Origin of the sequence: Pseudoalteromonas sp. SMS1 (genome assembly GCF_021530565.1) — a bacterium.
GTDB lineage: Bacteria > Pseudomonadota > Gammaproteobacteria > Enterobacterales > Alteromonadaceae > Pseudoalteromonas.
In genome coordinates this window covers 133,577-150,994 of the sequence record NZ_JAKGBI010000007.1, presented here as the reverse complement: position 1 = coordinate 150,994, position 17,418 = coordinate 133,577, and the positions used below count along the sequence as shown (strand labels likewise).

Annotated in this window: 13 protein-coding genes and 1 pseudogene; 7 read left to right on the top strand and 7 right to left on the bottom strand. The window is 40.0% G+C overall.

The features are described from left to right. Positions 1–47: 47 nt before the first annotated feature. Both L1286_RS10685 and L1286_RS10680 read left to right on the top strand, forming a co-directional pair. Complete coding sequence (locus L1286_RS10685; protein WP_235406974.1) at positions 48–629, top strand: TetR/AcrR family transcriptional regulator; 582 nt, start codon at positions 48–50, stop codon at positions 627–629. Between the two features lie 224 nt (positions 630–853). Next, entirely contained in the window at positions 854–1,723 is an 870-nt protein-coding gene (locus tag L1286_RS10680; RefSeq protein WP_235406972.1) for a winged helix-turn-helix domain-containing protein, read from the top strand. A 184-nt stretch (positions 1,724–1,907) separates the two neighbouring features. On the opposite strand, the gene L1286_RS10675 is transcribed toward L1286_RS10680, so the two are convergent. Continuing rightward, the gene (locus tag L1286_RS10675; RefSeq protein WP_235407052.1) at positions 1,908–2,714 is read right to left on the bottom strand and encodes a methyltransferase domain-containing protein; all 807 of its coding nucleotides are present in this window, start codon (positions 2,712–2,714) and stop codon (positions 1,908–1,910) included. 5 nt (positions 2,715–2,719) lie between these two features. Beyond that, positions 2,720–3,475, bottom strand: a complete 756-nt coding sequence (locus L1286_RS10670) for a Nif3-like dinuclear metal center hexameric protein (protein ID WP_235406971.1) — start codon at positions 3,473–3,475, stop codon at positions 2,720–2,722. A 166-nt stretch (positions 3,476–3,641) separates the two neighbouring features. On the opposite strand from L1286_RS10670, the gene L1286_RS10665 reads away from it, so the two are divergent. Further along, a complete protein-coding gene (locus L1286_RS10665) occupies positions 3,642–4,112 on the top strand; it encodes a VOC family protein (RefSeq protein ID WP_235406969.1) in 471 nt (156 codons plus the stop codon). Between the two features lie 40 nt (positions 4,113–4,152). Here L1286_RS10665 and L1286_RS10660 read toward each other — a convergent pair. After that, positions 4,153–4,530 (bottom strand): annotated as a pseudogene (locus L1286_RS10660) (glutathione S-transferase C-terminal domain-containing protein); the annotation flags it as partial. Positions 4,531–4,585: 55 nt separating this feature from the next. Here L1286_RS10660 and L1286_RS10655 point away from each other — a divergent pair. Further along, complete coding sequence (locus L1286_RS10655; protein WP_235406968.1) at positions 4,586–6,469, top strand: recombinase family protein; 1,884 nt, start codon at positions 4,586–4,588, stop codon at positions 6,467–6,469. A 16-nt stretch (positions 6,470–6,485) separates the two neighbouring features. Here L1286_RS10655 and L1286_RS10650 read toward each other — a convergent pair whose 3' ends face one another. Further along, positions 6,486–6,893 (bottom strand): hypothetical protein, encoded by a 408-nt coding sequence (locus L1286_RS10650; RefSeq protein WP_235406966.1) that lies wholly within the window; start codon positions 6,891–6,893, stop codon positions 6,486–6,488. 367 nt (positions 6,894–7,260) lie between these two features. Here L1286_RS10650 and mobC point away from each other — a divergent pair, with 367 nt between their 5' ends. The 3 genes from mobC to L1286_RS10635 all read left to right on the top strand — a co-directional run bounded on the left by mobC (position 7,261) and on the right by L1286_RS10635 (position 11,724). Further along, positions 7,261–7,620, top strand: coding sequence for a plasmid mobilization relaxosome protein MobC (mobC, locus tag L1286_RS10645; protein WP_235406965.1), 360 nt, complete (start codon positions 7,261–7,263; stop codon positions 7,618–7,620). After that, complete coding sequence (locus L1286_RS10640) at positions 7,620–9,434, top strand: relaxase/mobilization nuclease domain-containing protein (RefSeq protein WP_235406963.1); 1,815 nt, start codon at positions 7,620–7,622, stop codon at positions 9,432–9,434. Before mobC ends, L1286_RS10640 begins: the two co-directional genes overlap by 1 nt. Positions 9,435–9,519: 85 nt before the next feature. Further along, positions 9,520–11,724 (top strand): AAA family ATPase, encoded by a 2,205-nt coding sequence (locus tag L1286_RS10635; RefSeq protein ID WP_235406961.1) that lies wholly within the window; start codon positions 9,520–9,522, stop codon positions 11,722–11,724. 280 nt (positions 11,725–12,004) lie between these two features. On the opposite strand, the gene L1286_RS10630 is transcribed toward L1286_RS10635, so the two are convergent. The 3 genes from L1286_RS10630 to L1286_RS10620 all read right to left on the bottom strand — a co-directional run bounded on the left by L1286_RS10630 (position 12,005) and on the right by L1286_RS10620 (position 17,417). Continuing rightward, complete coding sequence (locus tag L1286_RS10630) at positions 12,005–12,715, bottom strand: hypothetical protein (RefSeq protein ID WP_235406960.1); 711 nt, start codon at positions 12,713–12,715, stop codon at positions 12,005–12,007. A 540-nt stretch (positions 12,716–13,255) separates the two neighbouring features. Next, positions 13,256–14,164 (bottom strand): restriction endonuclease, encoded by a 909-nt coding sequence (locus L1286_RS10625; RefSeq protein WP_126609646.1) that lies wholly within the window; start codon positions 14,162–14,164, stop codon positions 13,256–13,258. 10 nt (positions 14,165–14,174) lie between these two features. After that, on the bottom strand, positions 14,175–17,417 hold the full coding sequence (locus L1286_RS10620) for a type I restriction endonuclease subunit R (RefSeq protein WP_235406958.1): 3,243 nt from the start codon (positions 17,415–17,417) through the stop codon (positions 14,175–14,177). Position 17,418: the final 1 nt, after the last annotated feature.

The following is a 17,418-nucleotide window of genomic DNA, read 5'->3' as shown; positions in this document are numbered from 1 at the left end:
TTCAAAATTGTTTAAGATGCATGTTTATTGGCTCAATAGGGGAAACTATGAGAAGCGCAGAATTTGATCGAGAGCGAGTTTTGAGGGCCGCAATGAATGCATTTATGGAAAACGGTTACAATAAAACCAGTATGCAGGATCTGAAAAGGGCAACGGGGTTGCACCCAGGTTCGATCTATTGTGCTTTTGAGAATAAAAAAGGCTTGTTGTTAGCGGCACTTGAACAATACAATCAAGATCGAACAGCGGAATTAAAGTCAATATTTACGCAACAACATAGTGCGCAATGTGGGTTGAATGCTTACTTAAACAGTATCGTAGCCGAGTGTATTAGTGATGACCCGACACAAGCTTGTTTAAGTCAAAAAGCCATCAATGAAATAGCGCAACAAGACGATGAAGCACAGCAAGTTTTGAGTAATCAATGTCGTCTTTGGCAGCGCTTCATGTGCGATGTTTTTGTCGAGATAGCGCAAGAAGGCGGGCTGAAAGGCGAACGCAAACCAGAGCAAAGAGCACAGAGTTTAATCGTTGGTATTTACGGCCTAAGAACCTATTCTCAAGCCCAAAAAGATCCTCACGTCATAGCGAGCATAGCAAAGCAACTACTTATAGATGTGTGTCGATAGCTCGATTCAACTCGCGTCTCACGAACAGCATGATTCTGTCAGCTCTATCGTTGTTGCAATGAGAGAACAACGAACGAGGTACATTTGAACCAATAAAAGGGACGATTTGTGGGTGTTTTCCATTAGACATTATTACTAATTGATAGGGCTAGCTCTGTTGTTGAGTTTGGTATAGTCTATTAATTCTTTTAGTTATTAGTAAATTAAATGGAAATGGCAGTGATATGGAGTATCGATTTTCAAATGTAATATTGAATGCTAAAACCCAGACTCTGGATGTAGCGAACAAAAAAGTCGTGTTAGAGGAGCGGGCATTTAATTTACTTTTGTACTTATTGGACACCCGCCCCAAAGTATGTAATCAGCAAGAGCTGGTTGCGTATCTTTGGCCTGACTCCGTTGTGTCTCCATGGTCACTACCACGTTTGGTTTCTGATACACGTAGTCTGTTACAACGCCTTGGCGTTGCACAAGACATCATCGTCACGGTTCGTGGTCAAGGTTATAAGTTTAATCCTGAATTACACGTATTACAGCACCATGCTTCGGATGAAACACAATTAAATTTTGAAGCAATTGGTGCTGAGCACAGAGCAGATGGCACGCATTTAAAATTCTGGATTGGCCTGACGTTGTTTATGTGTACGGTGTGTATTTGGTTGGTGATAAATCACTCTTTTGAACATTTAGGTGAAAATGAATTTAAAGCAAGTGAGCCGCTCAATGCCATTGGCCGGATCCTGTGGGTAGATGACAACCCCACTAACAACAAAAAAGAGCAAAGCTATTTTTTACAACACAAAATTGGAGTATATAACACCACGTCCACTCAAGAGGCGCTGTTACTACTGAGTATGTACGACTACAATGTGGTCATTTCGGATATGGGCCGCCATGGTGAGCCACTGGCTGGTCTTAAGTTGCTACAAACAATGCGTGCACGTGGCGATGAGACACCATTTTATGTGTATACATGGGTAGAGTCTGACAACCAGAATAAAGTGATCAAATCTGCGGGGGGGCAAGGTGTTGCAACCAAAAAAGCGGACTTGTACAAAAATGTATTACTGCATTTTCATAATGAAATACTGTAAATGAAAGTTGTTAACTGTTTGATTTATCTGCTTTTCAATTTAAATCAAATGGATTCAAGGGACATATTCATGCAGCTATGGCAACGTGGAGTTGCTGCTCTCTTACAGCACATGTCTTGGCCTCAACATTTGTACTGTGGTGGGTACAAATGTTGAGGCTGTTTTCTTTATAAGCCGAGCTTTGTTAAAACACCTTAAGTAGTAAATGCGTATACCGTCCAAGAGATGCATAAGGTTCTGAACGATTGTAGCGCAGTTCCATCTCCAACAACGCATCAAACTGATGCTCCGCCTTTTTTAACTCACGCAAATAATCATGAAAGCATCTCACGCCAGTTTTACTCATTTGAGTCAACCCTAACTCACGTAGCCACGCGTCGACTTGCTCACTTTCTAATGGTTGATTTGGGCTCAGTCCAACTTTTTGTTTCACTTTAAGCCCTTTGGCCACATAATCAAAATTGCCATAGATCATATTCGCAAATCTTTGAGCGGATTTGTTGAAATACATGAGGGATAGTATGCCATGCGAATTTAACGTCGATTTTAATATTTTGAGTGCAGCTTGTTGTTCAACAACCCATTCCAAAACCGCGTGACACAAGACCAAATCAAATTGCCCAAGTGAAAGGGATGGTATTGTCTGCAAAGGAGCATGCACAAATGTCATGGCGTTGTGAACACCATGGATGTGGGCACGCTCTTTCGCTAATTCGAGCATCGGCTCAGAGATATCAACAACGGTGACATGATGACCTTGCTGCGCAAGGTATAGTGCTAGTTGACCTTGACCACCACCGACATCGAGAATGCGCAGTTGTTGAGGCGTTTCAAATTCAGCCAATACTTCTTGAAGATCTCGCTGCAGTACGGCCTCTCTAATTCTGCCTTTTGTTGTGCCGTAAATATTCTTTTTAAATTTATTGGCAATATCACAAAAATTACGATCTTGTGGAGTTTCAACCGTTGTGCATTTTCCCTTTTTAGGCATCAAAATTATACCGGGTTGTGAATATCAATGAATTCAACATCTAAGTCATATTTATCTGCCAAGTATTCTCCAAGCGCTTTAACACCATATCTTTCTGTTGCATGGTGTCCAGCTGCAAAAAAATGAATACCTTGCTCAGAAGAGCTGTGTATTGTTTGCTCTGATGCTTCACCCGTGAGGTAGGCATCGATACCCTGGCTTGCTGCTAAATCGATAAAACTTTGGCCGCCACCAGTACACCAAGCAATGGTTTTTATTTCATGATCACCTGCTTGATTAACTAGGGGAGATCTACCTAGTTTCTGCTCAATAAGTGCCGTGAATTGAGCGACTGACATGGGGGTTTTGAGTTTCCCCTTCACCGCTACACTGTTTTTATTCCAGGGTTCAAGCGGACGCTCAACAATGAGGTCTAGTAACTTGCCCAATTGAGCATTGTTGCCAAGCTCAGGGTGAACATCGAGAGGTAAATGGTATGCGAGTAGGTTAATGTCATTGGCCAGTAGGCTTTTGATCCGACGCTGCTTCATACCTGTAATTGTTTGATCTTCGCCTTTCCAAAAGTAACCATGGTGTACCAAAATAGCATCAGCTTGCTTTTCAATGGCGGCATCAATTAATGCTTGGCTGGCCGTTACGCCCGTGATCACTTTTTTTATTTCTGATGTACCTTCTACTTGTAGACCATTTGGGCAGTAGTCGTTGATCTGAAAGGGTTTGAGTAATTCGGTTAATTGGTTGACCAGTTTCGTGCGCTGCATGATGCCACCTAAGATATGATAAAAACGCATAGTTTAGCGGTTTTTAGTGGAAAAAAAAGAGCACAATAAAGAAGTTGGCTTTTTTATTTTTAGATTCTTCTGAGGTTGTACTTTGGTGTGTATGGTCTAGTTTTAGTGGCAGTCTTGTAAATAATGGAACCCTGCTATGAGTGTAAAAGCGATACCCGAAGGTTACCACTCCCTAACACCTTATCTGATTGTCGACGGTGCAAATGAAGCCATTCATTTTTATGAAAAAGCATTTGATGCGCAACTTGTCATGCAGATGAACTTACCCAATGGCCGCATTGCACATGCCGAAATGAAAGTCGGTAATTCGCATCTGATGATCAGCGATGAATGCCCTGATATGCACTTTAAGGGGCCAAAGCAACTGGGCGGAACGGCGGTTTCATTAATGCATTATGTGGAAGACGTTGATACGGTGTTTTCGCAAGCTTTGGCTATGGGCGCGAAAGAGCTAAGAGCCGTCGAAAACCAATTTTATGGGGACAGGGCTGGGACGTTGGAAGATCCATTTGGTCATGTTTGGACAATTGGAACTCATATTGAAGATTTAAGTGAATTAGAGTTACAAGAACGCATGAGTGAGTTTATGGCAAAGCAATCTGAGTAAATGAGGGCCTGATTATGGCCCTGAAAACAGTTGTTTTGTGTTATTTCTGAGCGAGTTTATCTTGTGTTCTTAGGTCAAAATCACTGCTGTCATGGCGTTCATGAAGCTGCTCATTAGCGTCTCCCCACGTGCGGTTAACGATGCGACCGCGTTTAACCGCTGGACGCGAAGAGATTGCTTTGCTCCAGCGCTGCACATTTGCATATTCAGAGACACTTAGAAACTCAGCCGCGTCATACAGCCGTCCCTCAACGAGTTGACCATACCATGGCCAAATTGCGATATCAGCAATGGTGTATTGACTGCCACATATGTACTGATTATTTGCAAGATGTTTATCTAAAACATCTAGCTGACGTTTCACTTCCATGGTGAAGCGATCGATAGGATAGGCATATTTTTCTGGTGCATAGGCATAAAGTATTTATGTTATAATCCCCATCAATTGAAAAGTATCGTTTTTGAGGGTTGTTATGAAGCCAAGAGCTTATTCTTACATTCGCTATTCATCACCACAACAAGCTAAAGGGGATAGCTTTAGGCGGCAATTCGCACAAACTCAAAAGTTCTGTGAAGAAAATGGTTACGAGCTAGATACTGAACTCAGTGTCTACAAAGAGCTTGGTAAATCGGCTTTCAAGGGTGAACAAGAAAACCTAAAACGTTTCATTGAAGATTGTAAATCGGGCATTGTCGAAAAAGGCAGCTTACTAATCGTGGAGAACCTTGACCGTCTATCACGGGATACGATAAACAAAGCAATGCGTCAGTTTTTACACCTGCTTGACTACGTTAACATTTATACGCTACAGGATAGAAAGTTTTATACCAGCAACGATGATGTAGACAACGATGCTCAAGTATTCGACATAATCACTAGTTTGTTAATTATGAGTCGTGCTCACGAAGAGAGCCAGACTAAGCGCAAGCGTTTAAAGGAAAGTTGGGAAGCCAAACGACAACAGATCGATAAAAAAAAGTTTGCTACCTCATATCCTCATTGGTTGGTTCTTGCTGATGATTGGGAGTCTTTCTCACTAAAAGAAGATGCAGTGAGAGCGATAAGAAAAATCTTTGAACTCTGCGTTGATGGAAATGGGTATAACCAAATCTTACGCCATTTGAACGATAAGATTGAACAGTATCCAACCCCATCCAAGCGAAGTAAAAGTGGATTATGGGTAAGATCTACCATTCAGTTGCTCCTATCTGACCGTAGGCTCATTGGTGAAATGCAGATGTACAAAGGAGCCTATAAAAACCGTAAACCCTACGGTGAGCCAATTGCGGATTACTACCCACAAGTGATTGATGAGGAAACATTTCTCAAAGCCCAGATTGCAATGCAATCGAGAAAAGTTGGCAAAGGCAAAACGGGAAAGTACCGATTTTCAAATATCTTTCGTGGCTTTTTGCAATGTGCAGAATGCGGTAATGCGATGGAATATGTTGACAAAGGCAATATAAAAAAACGAAGCCAAAAATATCTAACTTGTACCAGTGCGAAACGAGGCGGCAGCTGTACCCACTCCAGACACTATCGCTATGAAGAACTGGAACTAATGCTCTTACACCTTGTAACAGAGAATGGCTTTTTACCTAAACCCGTTGAACCAAATGATCTCCATCTACAAGTTCAAAAATTAAAAGAACAAAAAGTCTCAGCAAACAATAAGCTTAATGCTCTACTGGAGCACGACTTCACCGCACCAGCAATAATGACGAAAGTTCAAGAACTTAACGAGCAAGTCGCAAGATTCGATGCTGAAATACAAACTATTGAAAATAAGCTCAATCAAAAAACCATTACCTATCAATATGATCAGCTTGTTTACGATTTGATCGATGAACCAAATGAAGAAATAAAGTTCAACAACCGAGTCAATTTTAATTCTAATTTTTCTACGAAGGTTCAGAGAGCAAGTGTCCAAAATGACATCAACTGCTTGTTGGTTGAGTTCGTGATGGAAAATGACGATAAACACCGAATTATGCTGGAACCAAAGTACTACCTTGGGGCTTGTACACTAGCGAATGGAAAAACCGTGCATAAAAGGCTTCACGGCTCTCCTAGCCAGTACCCTGACATTCACGATGATAAAACAATTATTCTCGTATTAGAGCAATACATCGAATGGTTCTTCGAACTTAGGCAGATCGTCACTGAACTTGAGCCAGCGTTACTGTCCGATATCCAACCAATCTTTGACTATGTGATTAAATTGATTAGAAAATATGCGGCTAAACCTGATGATTTTGACAATCTTCTTATGGTTGCTGATGCAGTATTTCAACTTGAGCCATTCGTAGAAAATGCACGAAAGTACAAGATAGAAGAGCAGTTGTCAGATAACTAGCAACTAATAATACATATTACAGGCGCTTTTTCTTGATCGTTTGAGAACCGCTTTGCTTCACCTTCAAAGCCAATGAGTTTTCAAGCTCGTTGGCTTTTTTGGGGTTGTATTTTCGAAGCTCGGCAATCGCTGCTTTAGCAATGTCATAGGTGCTTAAAAGATGGGTTTGATGCGTGTCGATGATAGCGACCAGTTCATCTAAGGCTTCTTGTCGCCCTTCAATTCTATTCGTCAGTTTTTGTGACGGCTCTGCGCCAGCTTTGAGCAAATCATCACGAATAACAATATCTTTTCGCAGTTTGTTATTCATCATCTCTTTCAACTGACCTTTTACAAAGTCAGACTCAGCCAATTTTTGTGTTTTCTGTAATTCGTTTTTCGCTGTCGATTCCAGCCTCTTTTCGTGATCTTTTTTACTCATCATTTTTCTCCTAACCATACCTATTTGATTATCACAAAAATCAAGTTTGGCAAGGACTTACCAGCTCTGGGACCACTGGGGACCTAGGTCTCCCAATTTGACATCGTCTAAAAATATGCTCTGTTGAGTATAAGAGTTTAAGACAGTTAAAGAAGAGGCAAGTTGAGGCTTGGGTTCCCCAAACCACTTGTTTTAAAACAGAAAAACGTTTTAAAAAGGAGTGTTGATCACTTTCTAAAATCACCTGAAAAATCTCATTTCATTCGATATTTTGCAGCTAATTTCAGACAGCGATCTTCGATGAAAAGCCTATCCAGTGTTCTATCAACCGTCTTAACACTCATTGTATTTGTTCAGCAAGGAGGAAATTATGGCGCAAAGGAGCAGCAATACAAAAATCGTAATACGTTGTAGTGAAGGGGAAAAATCAGCCCTACTATTGGCAAAATCCCAAATCAAGGCAAGAACGTGGCTTGAAATGTTTAACAAGCTCTTGCACCGTAAGAAAATCGAACCACCTAAGACCATTATTCAAGATAGTGTTTACCTACTAGAAATCCTGACGGAGTTAAAACGCTGCGGTAACAACCTCAATCAAATAACGAAGCTCGCCAACACAAACAAAACCATTACTCCACAAGAAACCGCACAGCTAAAAAAACTGGCAGTTCAGATCTCTTCAATGAAAAACAAAGTCCTGAAAAGCTTTGTTGTTGAAGGAGAAAAGTAATGGCAATTGCGAAACTATTACACGAAGGAGAAACCGTCAAACAGCTTAAAAGTATCATTAGATACAACACAGTAGCTAAAGAATACCTTAACTCGCCTGAAAACCCTCGATTGCTGCAAGCCCTGTCCAATCTAGGGGTTATCGACATATCAGATCTAGTTGCTTATCAAGGTTTTATGGATGGGTTTATTGAAGAGGTAAAGCTCAACAAAAGCCAATCGACCAACAGACGACAAACCAAGCTTTACGCTCACGAAATGCTCTCCTTTGAAGATGAAGATAATGCTCGTTTCACGCAAGATGAACTGGCACAAATCAGCGTGGAGCTATTATCAAGCCTATACGATATGGAAAACACCCCATACCTTATCTATCCGCAAGTCGATAGTGGCCGTTTGCACTTCCATTTTGTCAGGGGAATGCACAACAGCCTTGGCGAGTATCAGCGTGTCAAAAACTCAAAAAGAAAAATGCGTGTAGCGTGTGAAAAAATTGAACGCAAATACAACCTAACGCCAACGGGCAACAATGTGTCTAACGAGATCCGTCCTGCTAATGACCCTATGGCAAAAGTGATGAAAAACCGCAAACTTGAAGCAGAGTACCAACACCAGAAAAACCTTAGCGCAGCGAAAGAGCAAGACGCACCACTAACCAAGCTCAAACGTAAATCGTATGATCTATTGATGGAAGGTAAGTATCAAAATGAAGCTGAAATGGCGGAGCACACATCTTATGAACAAGTTCAGCAAAATTTAACGGAAACGACACAAGTAAACCAAAAGCTCGAAACTGTGAAAAAGCACATTTTTAATCTCTACAAGTCGGCTAATGATGAAGCTGATTTTATTGAGCAGTTAGAAGAGCAAGAAATCACCGTAGAGATAATCAAACACGCTAAATCAGGCAAGAATAAGGGCATAGTGTTTCACCACAAAGGTGAAACGATTTCTGGTGGGAAAATCTCAAGCTCTATGACATTAGGTAAAATCAAAAAGCGTTTTCCTAATTTTATTCATACGCTAGAAAAACCACCATCGTTACGAGCGACATTCAAGCAGCAGCGTAAAATGCTGGATTTTCAGATCGAGAACATCAATCGCTATTACAAACAGCAAAGGAACAACGTTAATGGCGACATTCTGATTTATTTCGGCAAAAAGAACATCGTTGCCCGTCCTTACAACTACAACATCGTACTATCTAACGATAGAAGCAAAATCAGGTTCGGTTCATCAACCAACAGCTATGACCTAACGCTGTCAATCAACGTTGCATTAGAGAATGGCTGGCAAGCGGCAACACTAACTAACTCAAGTCCCGACTTTTTGAAACGTATGATGAAAGCGGCTTATGAAAAAGATCCAGATCTATTGTTTTTTGTTCAGCCTGATAAGTCGCAACAGCTTACACTTAGAGATCTGATTGAAATCAAAAGTAACCTTTGTTTCCAAGACATCACTATCGCCATAAAGAATGACCTATTAGTGAAAAATGAGAATAAGAAAGTTATAAGCAAGCTTAGGGAACTCGCTGAGAGTGAAGGAGAAAGAGCATTTATAGCAGCTTTTGAACGTGGGTTTTCTATCACAGAACTATGCAAAAAAACTGAGCGAGAACTTCTAAAATTTATGCAAAATGATTCTTTCCAAAAACCTCATACTACTCAACCAAAGGAACAAAAGCGTGCAGTAGAAGTACAATTAGAAGAACGTGACAATCAGCTACAAGAACTCCGACACCAAGCGCCTACAGGTAGTGTAGAAACGCCACTGAATACAATTAAGCACTGGAACAAAATAAGGCCTCAATAAAGCTGATTTGTTTATCAAAATCAGAGACTAACAAAGCCCAGTATATTAATATGGTTTTATATCTAGATATGCAGGAAATGTAATTGTGGCAGAATCAATTTCAATAATGGGAGTAGCTAGTTACCACCCTACCACTCCCGAAAAACTTGATGTATCAAAGCAAAACACGTTGATTTTTGGCTTGAACGGTTCGGGGAAATCTACAATATCTAACTTCTTATACGCCCCTGAGCAACAGCGTTTTGCAAGTTCTACCCTGAACATTGAGGGGGACTATACAGCTATTGTGTACAATCAAGCGTTTGTGGATGATAACTTTGTACATAGCTCAATGCAGGAAGGAGTCTTCACTCTGAGTGAAGACAACGCCACACTTGAAGTTAGGATTACTGAAAAAACACGACTCCGAGAGCAACTTGCTGATGCCTATCGTGATATTAAGAATAAAATTTCTGACGCAGAACAGGCTAAAAAAGATATTGTTGACTCAACTATTGACGAGGTATTCAAACAAAAACACGCTATTGAGAAAACTTCGCTCAACGCTTTCCTTAGTGGGTTTAAAAGAAAGGTTAGTTTTTATGATCAAGTCAAAAAGCAGAAAGGGAATGCGAGCGACTCCATTGACAGCTTAGATTCAGAATATCAATCATTAACTCAAAATGATAAAACCCAACCAAATTTAGTTATTCTCCCATCTCCACCTAAGATCACTGATGAGCAAGTAGCTCTACTTTCTGAGCCTATAGTTGGCTCTTCTAGCAGCCAACTCACGGAGTTTATATCAGAATTAAACAATCAAAACTGGGTTAAAAATGGTAAAGATAACTATCTGAAAGACTCCCAAAAAAAATGTCCATTCTGCCAACAAGAAACGATTGACGATACATTTCGTTCAGAGCTAGCCTCATTATTCGATAAAACCTATGAATCCAACGTACAAAGAGTTGAAGCAGTTTTAATCTCTTATACAGGTGCTGTTGCTAGCTACATCGACTCTATCAAAGCTGCTTTTATCGGCTGTTCCATATTCGACTCAAACATACATAACGTAGAGCCAGCATTTGAACTAATCGAACGAGCTTACCAAGACAACGTGGCTCTCATTCAATCCAAAGTAGACAAACCGAGTTCAGCTATTGAGCTGCTTGACTGTTCAGAGAAGCTTAAACCGATTGAGGAAGTAGCTAAAGATATCAATCAAGCAGTTCAATCTATTATAGCTAGAGCAAAAAAGTTTAATGAAAATAAAAACGATATTCAGTTCAGAATGTGGGACTCTATCCGTTACCACACTGGAAACCTTTTCTCTCTTGAAAAAAATCAAATAGATAAAAAAGACAAAGAAATAGCGCAATTCAAAGAACAATTAAGTCGAGTAGAGAGAATCGGTAAAAAAGTCGCCGCTAGAATTGGCTACCTACGATCTAAGACATCTAATATTGATGAAACAATATCTAGAATAAACATAAACTTAAAAAGCCTTGGGCTTACCAGCTTTGAAATTGTCGCCTCAAACAACCCAGAACAAAAAAACTACTTTATCTTAAGTCGTGGGGAAGAACCCAAAGACGGAGAAGCTGTTTTTAAATCCCTCAGTGAGGGAGAGAAAACATTGATCACGTTCTTGTACTTCATAGAGAAATGTAACGGAAGTATGAGCACGGATTCAGATCTAACTGACAACGAAAAGCTAATCGTCATTGATGATCCTATTTCAAGCCTTTCCCAAAACTACATCTATGACATTGCGTCTATGATCCACACTAAAATCATAAAAGGGAATAGATTCAAAAAGGTCATTGTCTTAACCCACAGCTTGTTCTTCTACCAAGAGCTATTGAAATTAGCACCACAAGGGAAGGATAAATTTAATGACAAATACTCTTTGTATCGCCTAAACAAGAAACAGTACACCAACGCAAAACCAATGGATAAAGGTGAACTAAAAAATGATTATCAGTCGTTATGGCAGACCGTAAAAGATGTTATTGAGGGTAATGCACACCCAGTCGTATTACCTAACGTGATGAGAAATATTATTGAATACTATTTCGGTTTTGTTCATAAAAAGGACAAATTAGCTGATATATTGAATAAACTAATAGAAAATGAACCAGAGCAAGGTTACAAATCATTTTATCGCTACATTAACCGAGGCTCACACGCAGATCCAACAAACATAGGTTTTATGGTTGATGTTGACCATACAGCATATCTAGAAAGGTTCAGAGCAATTTTTAAGGAAAGTCAAGATGAAGAGCATTACATTTGTATGATGGAATCATAAATTGTTACCACTGAGGTATTCATTCAACTTAGCGTCTAGGAAGCGAACGGCGGTGCTTACACACGACCTCAAGCTTACCTAGACGGAATCGAGTGTACTGACGTACATCAACAATTTTCGGTCTCATCGGCAAAATCTCCACTGAGTACCTGTGTTTGCCACAGGCAGCCTCATCACACAATGTAATAAGCTACTTTGGTTCAGTAGGCTGGAGAATTACCAAAGTGGTAACAGAACCATCATAATTGAAGTTGAAAATTATGTAAATTAGATAGTTAGGCTAATCACTTTTCTTTCTTTTACCCGGTTTTCTCTTATCCATCTTTTCGCTTTGAAATTGACCATCTTTCAGGCGATAGATCGAAAAGTCGTAATCCCCTTCTTTACGAGGCGCAGAAATTTGAGGTGGATGCTGATAATCAAAATCTTTAACGATACCGACTGTACGGATTTTATTCTTGATGGAACGGATCTGCTCTTTTCGATCTTGATTAGTAGACACGCCCAGAAAATCGACTAAGAAGTAAAAATTAGCTCTATATGGGTAATACGCCAGCGTTTGAATATGCAGTTTGATAGATGAGACTTGCTTGTATGGCATAAGCGCACTTAGCCCCACATTTACCGCTTTTGGATCTAGCATTTCTTTTGCTTGGAGGTTTAGGAACTGGCGACTAAAAGTGACGTTGATACGATCATCATCACAGGAAATTTTGGCAATAAAGGGATGCTGAATATTTATAACAGCTTGCTCGATTTTACTCTTTGAAAGCTTCACCCAACCAAATAGAGACTCTTCTGATTTAAAATCTTTAAGGAAGATTTCAACGTGATTAACGATATCGTCTTTCATTCCAGCTTGAGCAAGAAAGGACAACACCAATTTCATTTGAAGTGGGGTTAAATTTTCTGGGTAAAGTGCGGATTGAGCGTCAGAGTTGTTGACCACACAATCACGAGGTAATCTTAAAAAAAGGTTGTTTGATAGCATATTTTTTCTCCTTGGTTGATTATGCTATCTCGTGAGAAAAAATATAATTTATGGTTAAGCTATTGATAAAAAGTAAAAATATGCTAACAATGATTATATCTCGCTGCATCGAGATTTTCCGAAACTAAAGAACTTTTGCCGAGTTCTTTTTTTTCGTTCTTCAGTCAGTAAACCTCAAAAAAAACAAATTGCAAGAGTAAAAGCCTTATTACACACACCTCCCTAGTTGTACACACCAAGAATTATTACACACACCAATACGCTCTATTGTTCCCCCCTAATTGTTCACCCCCTTAAATCTGAGGTAATTCAATAATGGAGTGATAATAAAATCTTTCTTTAATATAACAAAAGTGCATAGAAAGGTGTTTTGAGCTAACTTTTAGGATTAGCCCATCCATTAGCTACAACAATGCTAAATCAGGCTAAAAACGCCATTTAAAGAGCCACTATCGCTATATGAGCATAAGGCTGATGAATCAGAGATTCACAGAAATGAAAAATCAGAGATTTTTCTGCCTCTGAGTGAAAATTATTGAGTTATGCGTCTTGCATTAAGTCCCAAAATTCACTGTCTAACTTTTTAATTTCAATGACCTTTTCAACTTGCATTCCCAAGTTAAAATCATAAATGTATTGAGCGAGTTGCTGACCATCGATCAAAACCAGTGCGGTAGTGCCATTCAAATTATTAGCGTATTCTTGAGCACCTTTCGTATAAGATGAAGTGGTAATGAAAATCCCTTTGTTCGATTGAGCGACAGCTAACGCACCAACAAACTTCTGAATCTCGTCTCGACCAACCGTATTACCAATATCATAACGTTTTGCTTGGATGTGGATTCGCCCTAACCCCAGTAAATCTTCTTTGATAATCCCGTCTATTCCACCATCATTAGAGGCTTGAGTCACTTCACCAGCGTTTTTAACTTGTCCACCATAGCCCATTCTCTCAAGCAGAGACACGACAAGGTGTTCAAACTCTCGTGGTGATTTTCTCAGAACCGTCTCTAAAATCTCATCGTAGATGGATTTTTTAATTTCATCGAATGATTCAGAAAAGAGCTGAAGTGGCGTTTTATCTTCCGCTTCAATATCAGCCGATTCATCTACCGTTAAAGGCTTTGATTTTCTCTTTGTATGAGCTTTATAGAGGTATGTTTGAGCGTCTTCTCGTTGCAATACCAATCGACCAGCATCATTGATTTGATACACACCACGCTTAGGCTTATCTATATACCCTGCTAAATTTAAAAAGCTCATCGCCCACGAGATCCGATCTAAAAAAACGGGTCCATTACCAGAATCATACATTTGCTCAATCTCTTCATCAGAGAGTTGGAAATGTTGCGCTAACGGTTTAACCAGTTCTTTGAGTTTCTTTACTTCACCATCAAGTAAGTGAGTTAAAACTACAAATCGAATCTCATTGTGCTTAGGGATTGTCATAATTCTTTACCTATGCCGCATTGCGCTTAAAGTTCTCAGCCTGCTCAAAAATCTCTTTATACACTTCATCACGATCAATCGGTGGGTAGCCCCACTCATCGAGCAAAATGATCAGGTCAAAGTGCAATTCAGCTTTGATATCGTCTCGCTTGTTCCAATCGGTGTATTTCGCTTTATCATCAATGACCTTCTTCACCTCTTTAGATAGGTCAAGCAGCTTCTCTTCGGGATAGGTAAAGTCATACTTGTGAGCCAGTGAAATGAGAATGTCGTAAAACGCTTTTTCTTCAAAATCTATCCCCATTTCACCAAACGAGGCCATCTCAGCACGTAGTTCATTGTAAAGGTTGATAATTTCATCAGAAAAGTCATTAATGACTTCCGAACGAAGTACATCCTTTTCATCACGCTCATTGTACTTTTCGACCAACATATTCATTTTCTTAGTGAAATCGACACCTTTCACTTTATTGGTCTTTTTAAACTCGCCAATCGCTTTGGCAAGCATTTGCTGAAGTAGTTGAAGTTTGGTGTTTGGCTGTTTCACCATCTCCAACTTAGCAAGATAATCATCATCAAAAATATCAATCTCGCCACCGTCTTTTTCACCCAGTTTAAAGATCTCTTCAACACCATCACTGATTAGTGCGTCTTTGACCAAATCACGCACCTTACGGTTCATTTGGTCAACATCTGGCGCACCACCCGTAGTGATCTTAAATACGATGGTTCGAACCGCTAGATAATAGTGAATCTTGTCCTTATGCTCTTTGGTCACCTCACTGCTACCCACACAAATGTCATAAGCTGATTTAAGGCGTTTGGTCAGATCCATAAACGTCTTTTCAAACTTCTTGGTTCTTAGTGCAAAATCAGCCGAAGCATTTAAGCAATGTAACTGCTCTAGTGGCGTACCATTGAAGTAGGGTTTAGAGTCGAACTTATGGAACAGCCCATCCAACAGACTCAAGTGATCCTTAACGATAATAACCGACTGTTTAATGTCTTCTAAGTTCTGATCTTGTCCTGCTGTGTATTGGGAAAGTGCAAGGTTCATCTGTTTTTTTATGCCGATGTAATCAACTACCAGACCATTCTCTTTACCTTCAAATTTACGGTTTACTCTCGAAATGGTTTGGATCAGATTATGCTTTTGCAAAGGCTTATCAATGTAGATGGTATCGAGGAACGGCACATCAAAGCCCGTTAACCACATATCGACCACAATAGCGATTTTGAAGTTCGATTTACCATTTTTAAACTGACGATCCAGCTCTTTACGGTACTCTTTATTGCCGAGTTTGTTCCACAGAGCTTTATCATCGTCTTTGTTACGAGTCATAATCATCTTGACTCGTTCCATCGGCTTCACTTTCTTCTTATCACTTTCTGATAGAGTTGCACCGTCTTCACAGACTTTTACTTCATCCCACTCAGGGCGAAGCTCAAGCAGTTCTTTATAGAATTGATAGGCGATTTCACGACTGCTACAAACAAACATTGCTTTGCCTTTTTGAGTCGTGCCTTCTTCAACACGATTCTCATAATGCTCAACAAAGTCTTTCGCTATGGCTTTGATGCGATCTGGGTCGCCTAGTATGGTAGACATACTCGCCATAGCCATTTTGCTTTTATCTATTTGATATTCGTTTGTTCCAGCGTCTTCACACTCTTTATAGTATTTTTCGACTTCATCAAGCTGGCGACCATCAAGTAGCACTTTTGCAGCTCGACCTTCATACACAATACGAACAGTAATTTCATCGTAAACCGATTCTGTCATTGTGTAGCTATCGACAACCGCACCAAATACATCCAGCGTTGCGTCAATTGGTGTGCCAGTAAAGCCGACATAAGTAGCGTTTGGTAAAGAATCGTGAAGATACTTAGCAAAGCCGTAAGTCTTTTTCACTCCGTCTTCAGTAACGGTAATTTTCTGTTCTAAATTGGTTTGGCTGCGGTGCGCTTCATCCGAGATACAAATGACATTGGTTCGCTCCGTCAACAGCTCCAAATCTTCAGTAAATTTATGGATGGTAGTCAGGAATACACCACCACTTTTACGCCCCTTCAGGTGTTCACGAAGTTCAGCACGACTCTCTACACTAATGATGTTTTGATCACCCACATAACCTTTTGCATTAGTGAATTGACCTGAAAGCTGATCATCCAGATCGGTACGGTCAGTGATGAGAATTATGGTTGGGCTACCCAATTCGACATCTTTCATCAGTAGACGAGATAAGAACAACATTGTGTAGCTTTTACCACAACCAGTCGCACCGAAATACGTACCACCCTTACCATCACCGCTCACCAACTTTCCGTGCTCATCAAAGCACTTCATATGCTGTTTGATATTGGCAAAAAGCTTTGTTGCTGCGTAATACTGAGGATAACGACAAACAATCTTTTCTTGTTTGCTTGAGGTATCAGGCAAGTAGATAAAGTGACGTATCACATCAGTAAGTCGTTTCTTATTGAACAAGCCACTGATCATCGTAAACAGTGAATCAATACCGTCTTTGTTTAGCTTTTCTTCACCCGTAATTTTACGCCAAGAGTAAAAGAACTCGTATGGGGCAAAGTACGACCCCATTTTGCTGTTCACACCATCACTAATTACACACAGAGCGTTGTATTTGAATAGTTCAGGGATATCTCGATCATAACGAGTGGTTAGCTGCTTATACGCATCATAGATAGTCGCTTCTTCACGAATGGCACTCTTAAATTCAAACACCACAAGAGGTAAGCCATTGATGTATAGAATCCCGTCAGGGATACGCAGTTCATAGCCTTGTATATCCATTTGGTTAACAATGCGATAGATATTACCGTCTTGTCTTGGGAAGTAACTCAGACTCGATTCAGCTACTTTTAGGTGGTCACTAGCCTCTGATTCAAGAGCTAGAACAACACTTTCAAAGTCGATGAGCTGAATGTATAAATCTTTTTGGCTTGCATCTTCACGCTTTAACAAAAAACCATCAGAGACAAACTTCATTATGGCTTTGTTGGTGTCGTAGAGATCTGAAGCTGGAAGATACTCAAGCCTATGGATGATTTGCTCTATCTCATTAGCTGTAATACCTTCTGCTTGGTAACGTTTGGCTAGAAATTCACGAAGATCGGACTTAATCAGCACATCTTCAGGTGCTCGCTCAATCGCTTCACCACGAGTATGTGGGTAGCCTTCTTTCCCTAGCAGTTCAATGATGGCTTGTTCTAGCCTTTCCTCAGTGAATTTCATT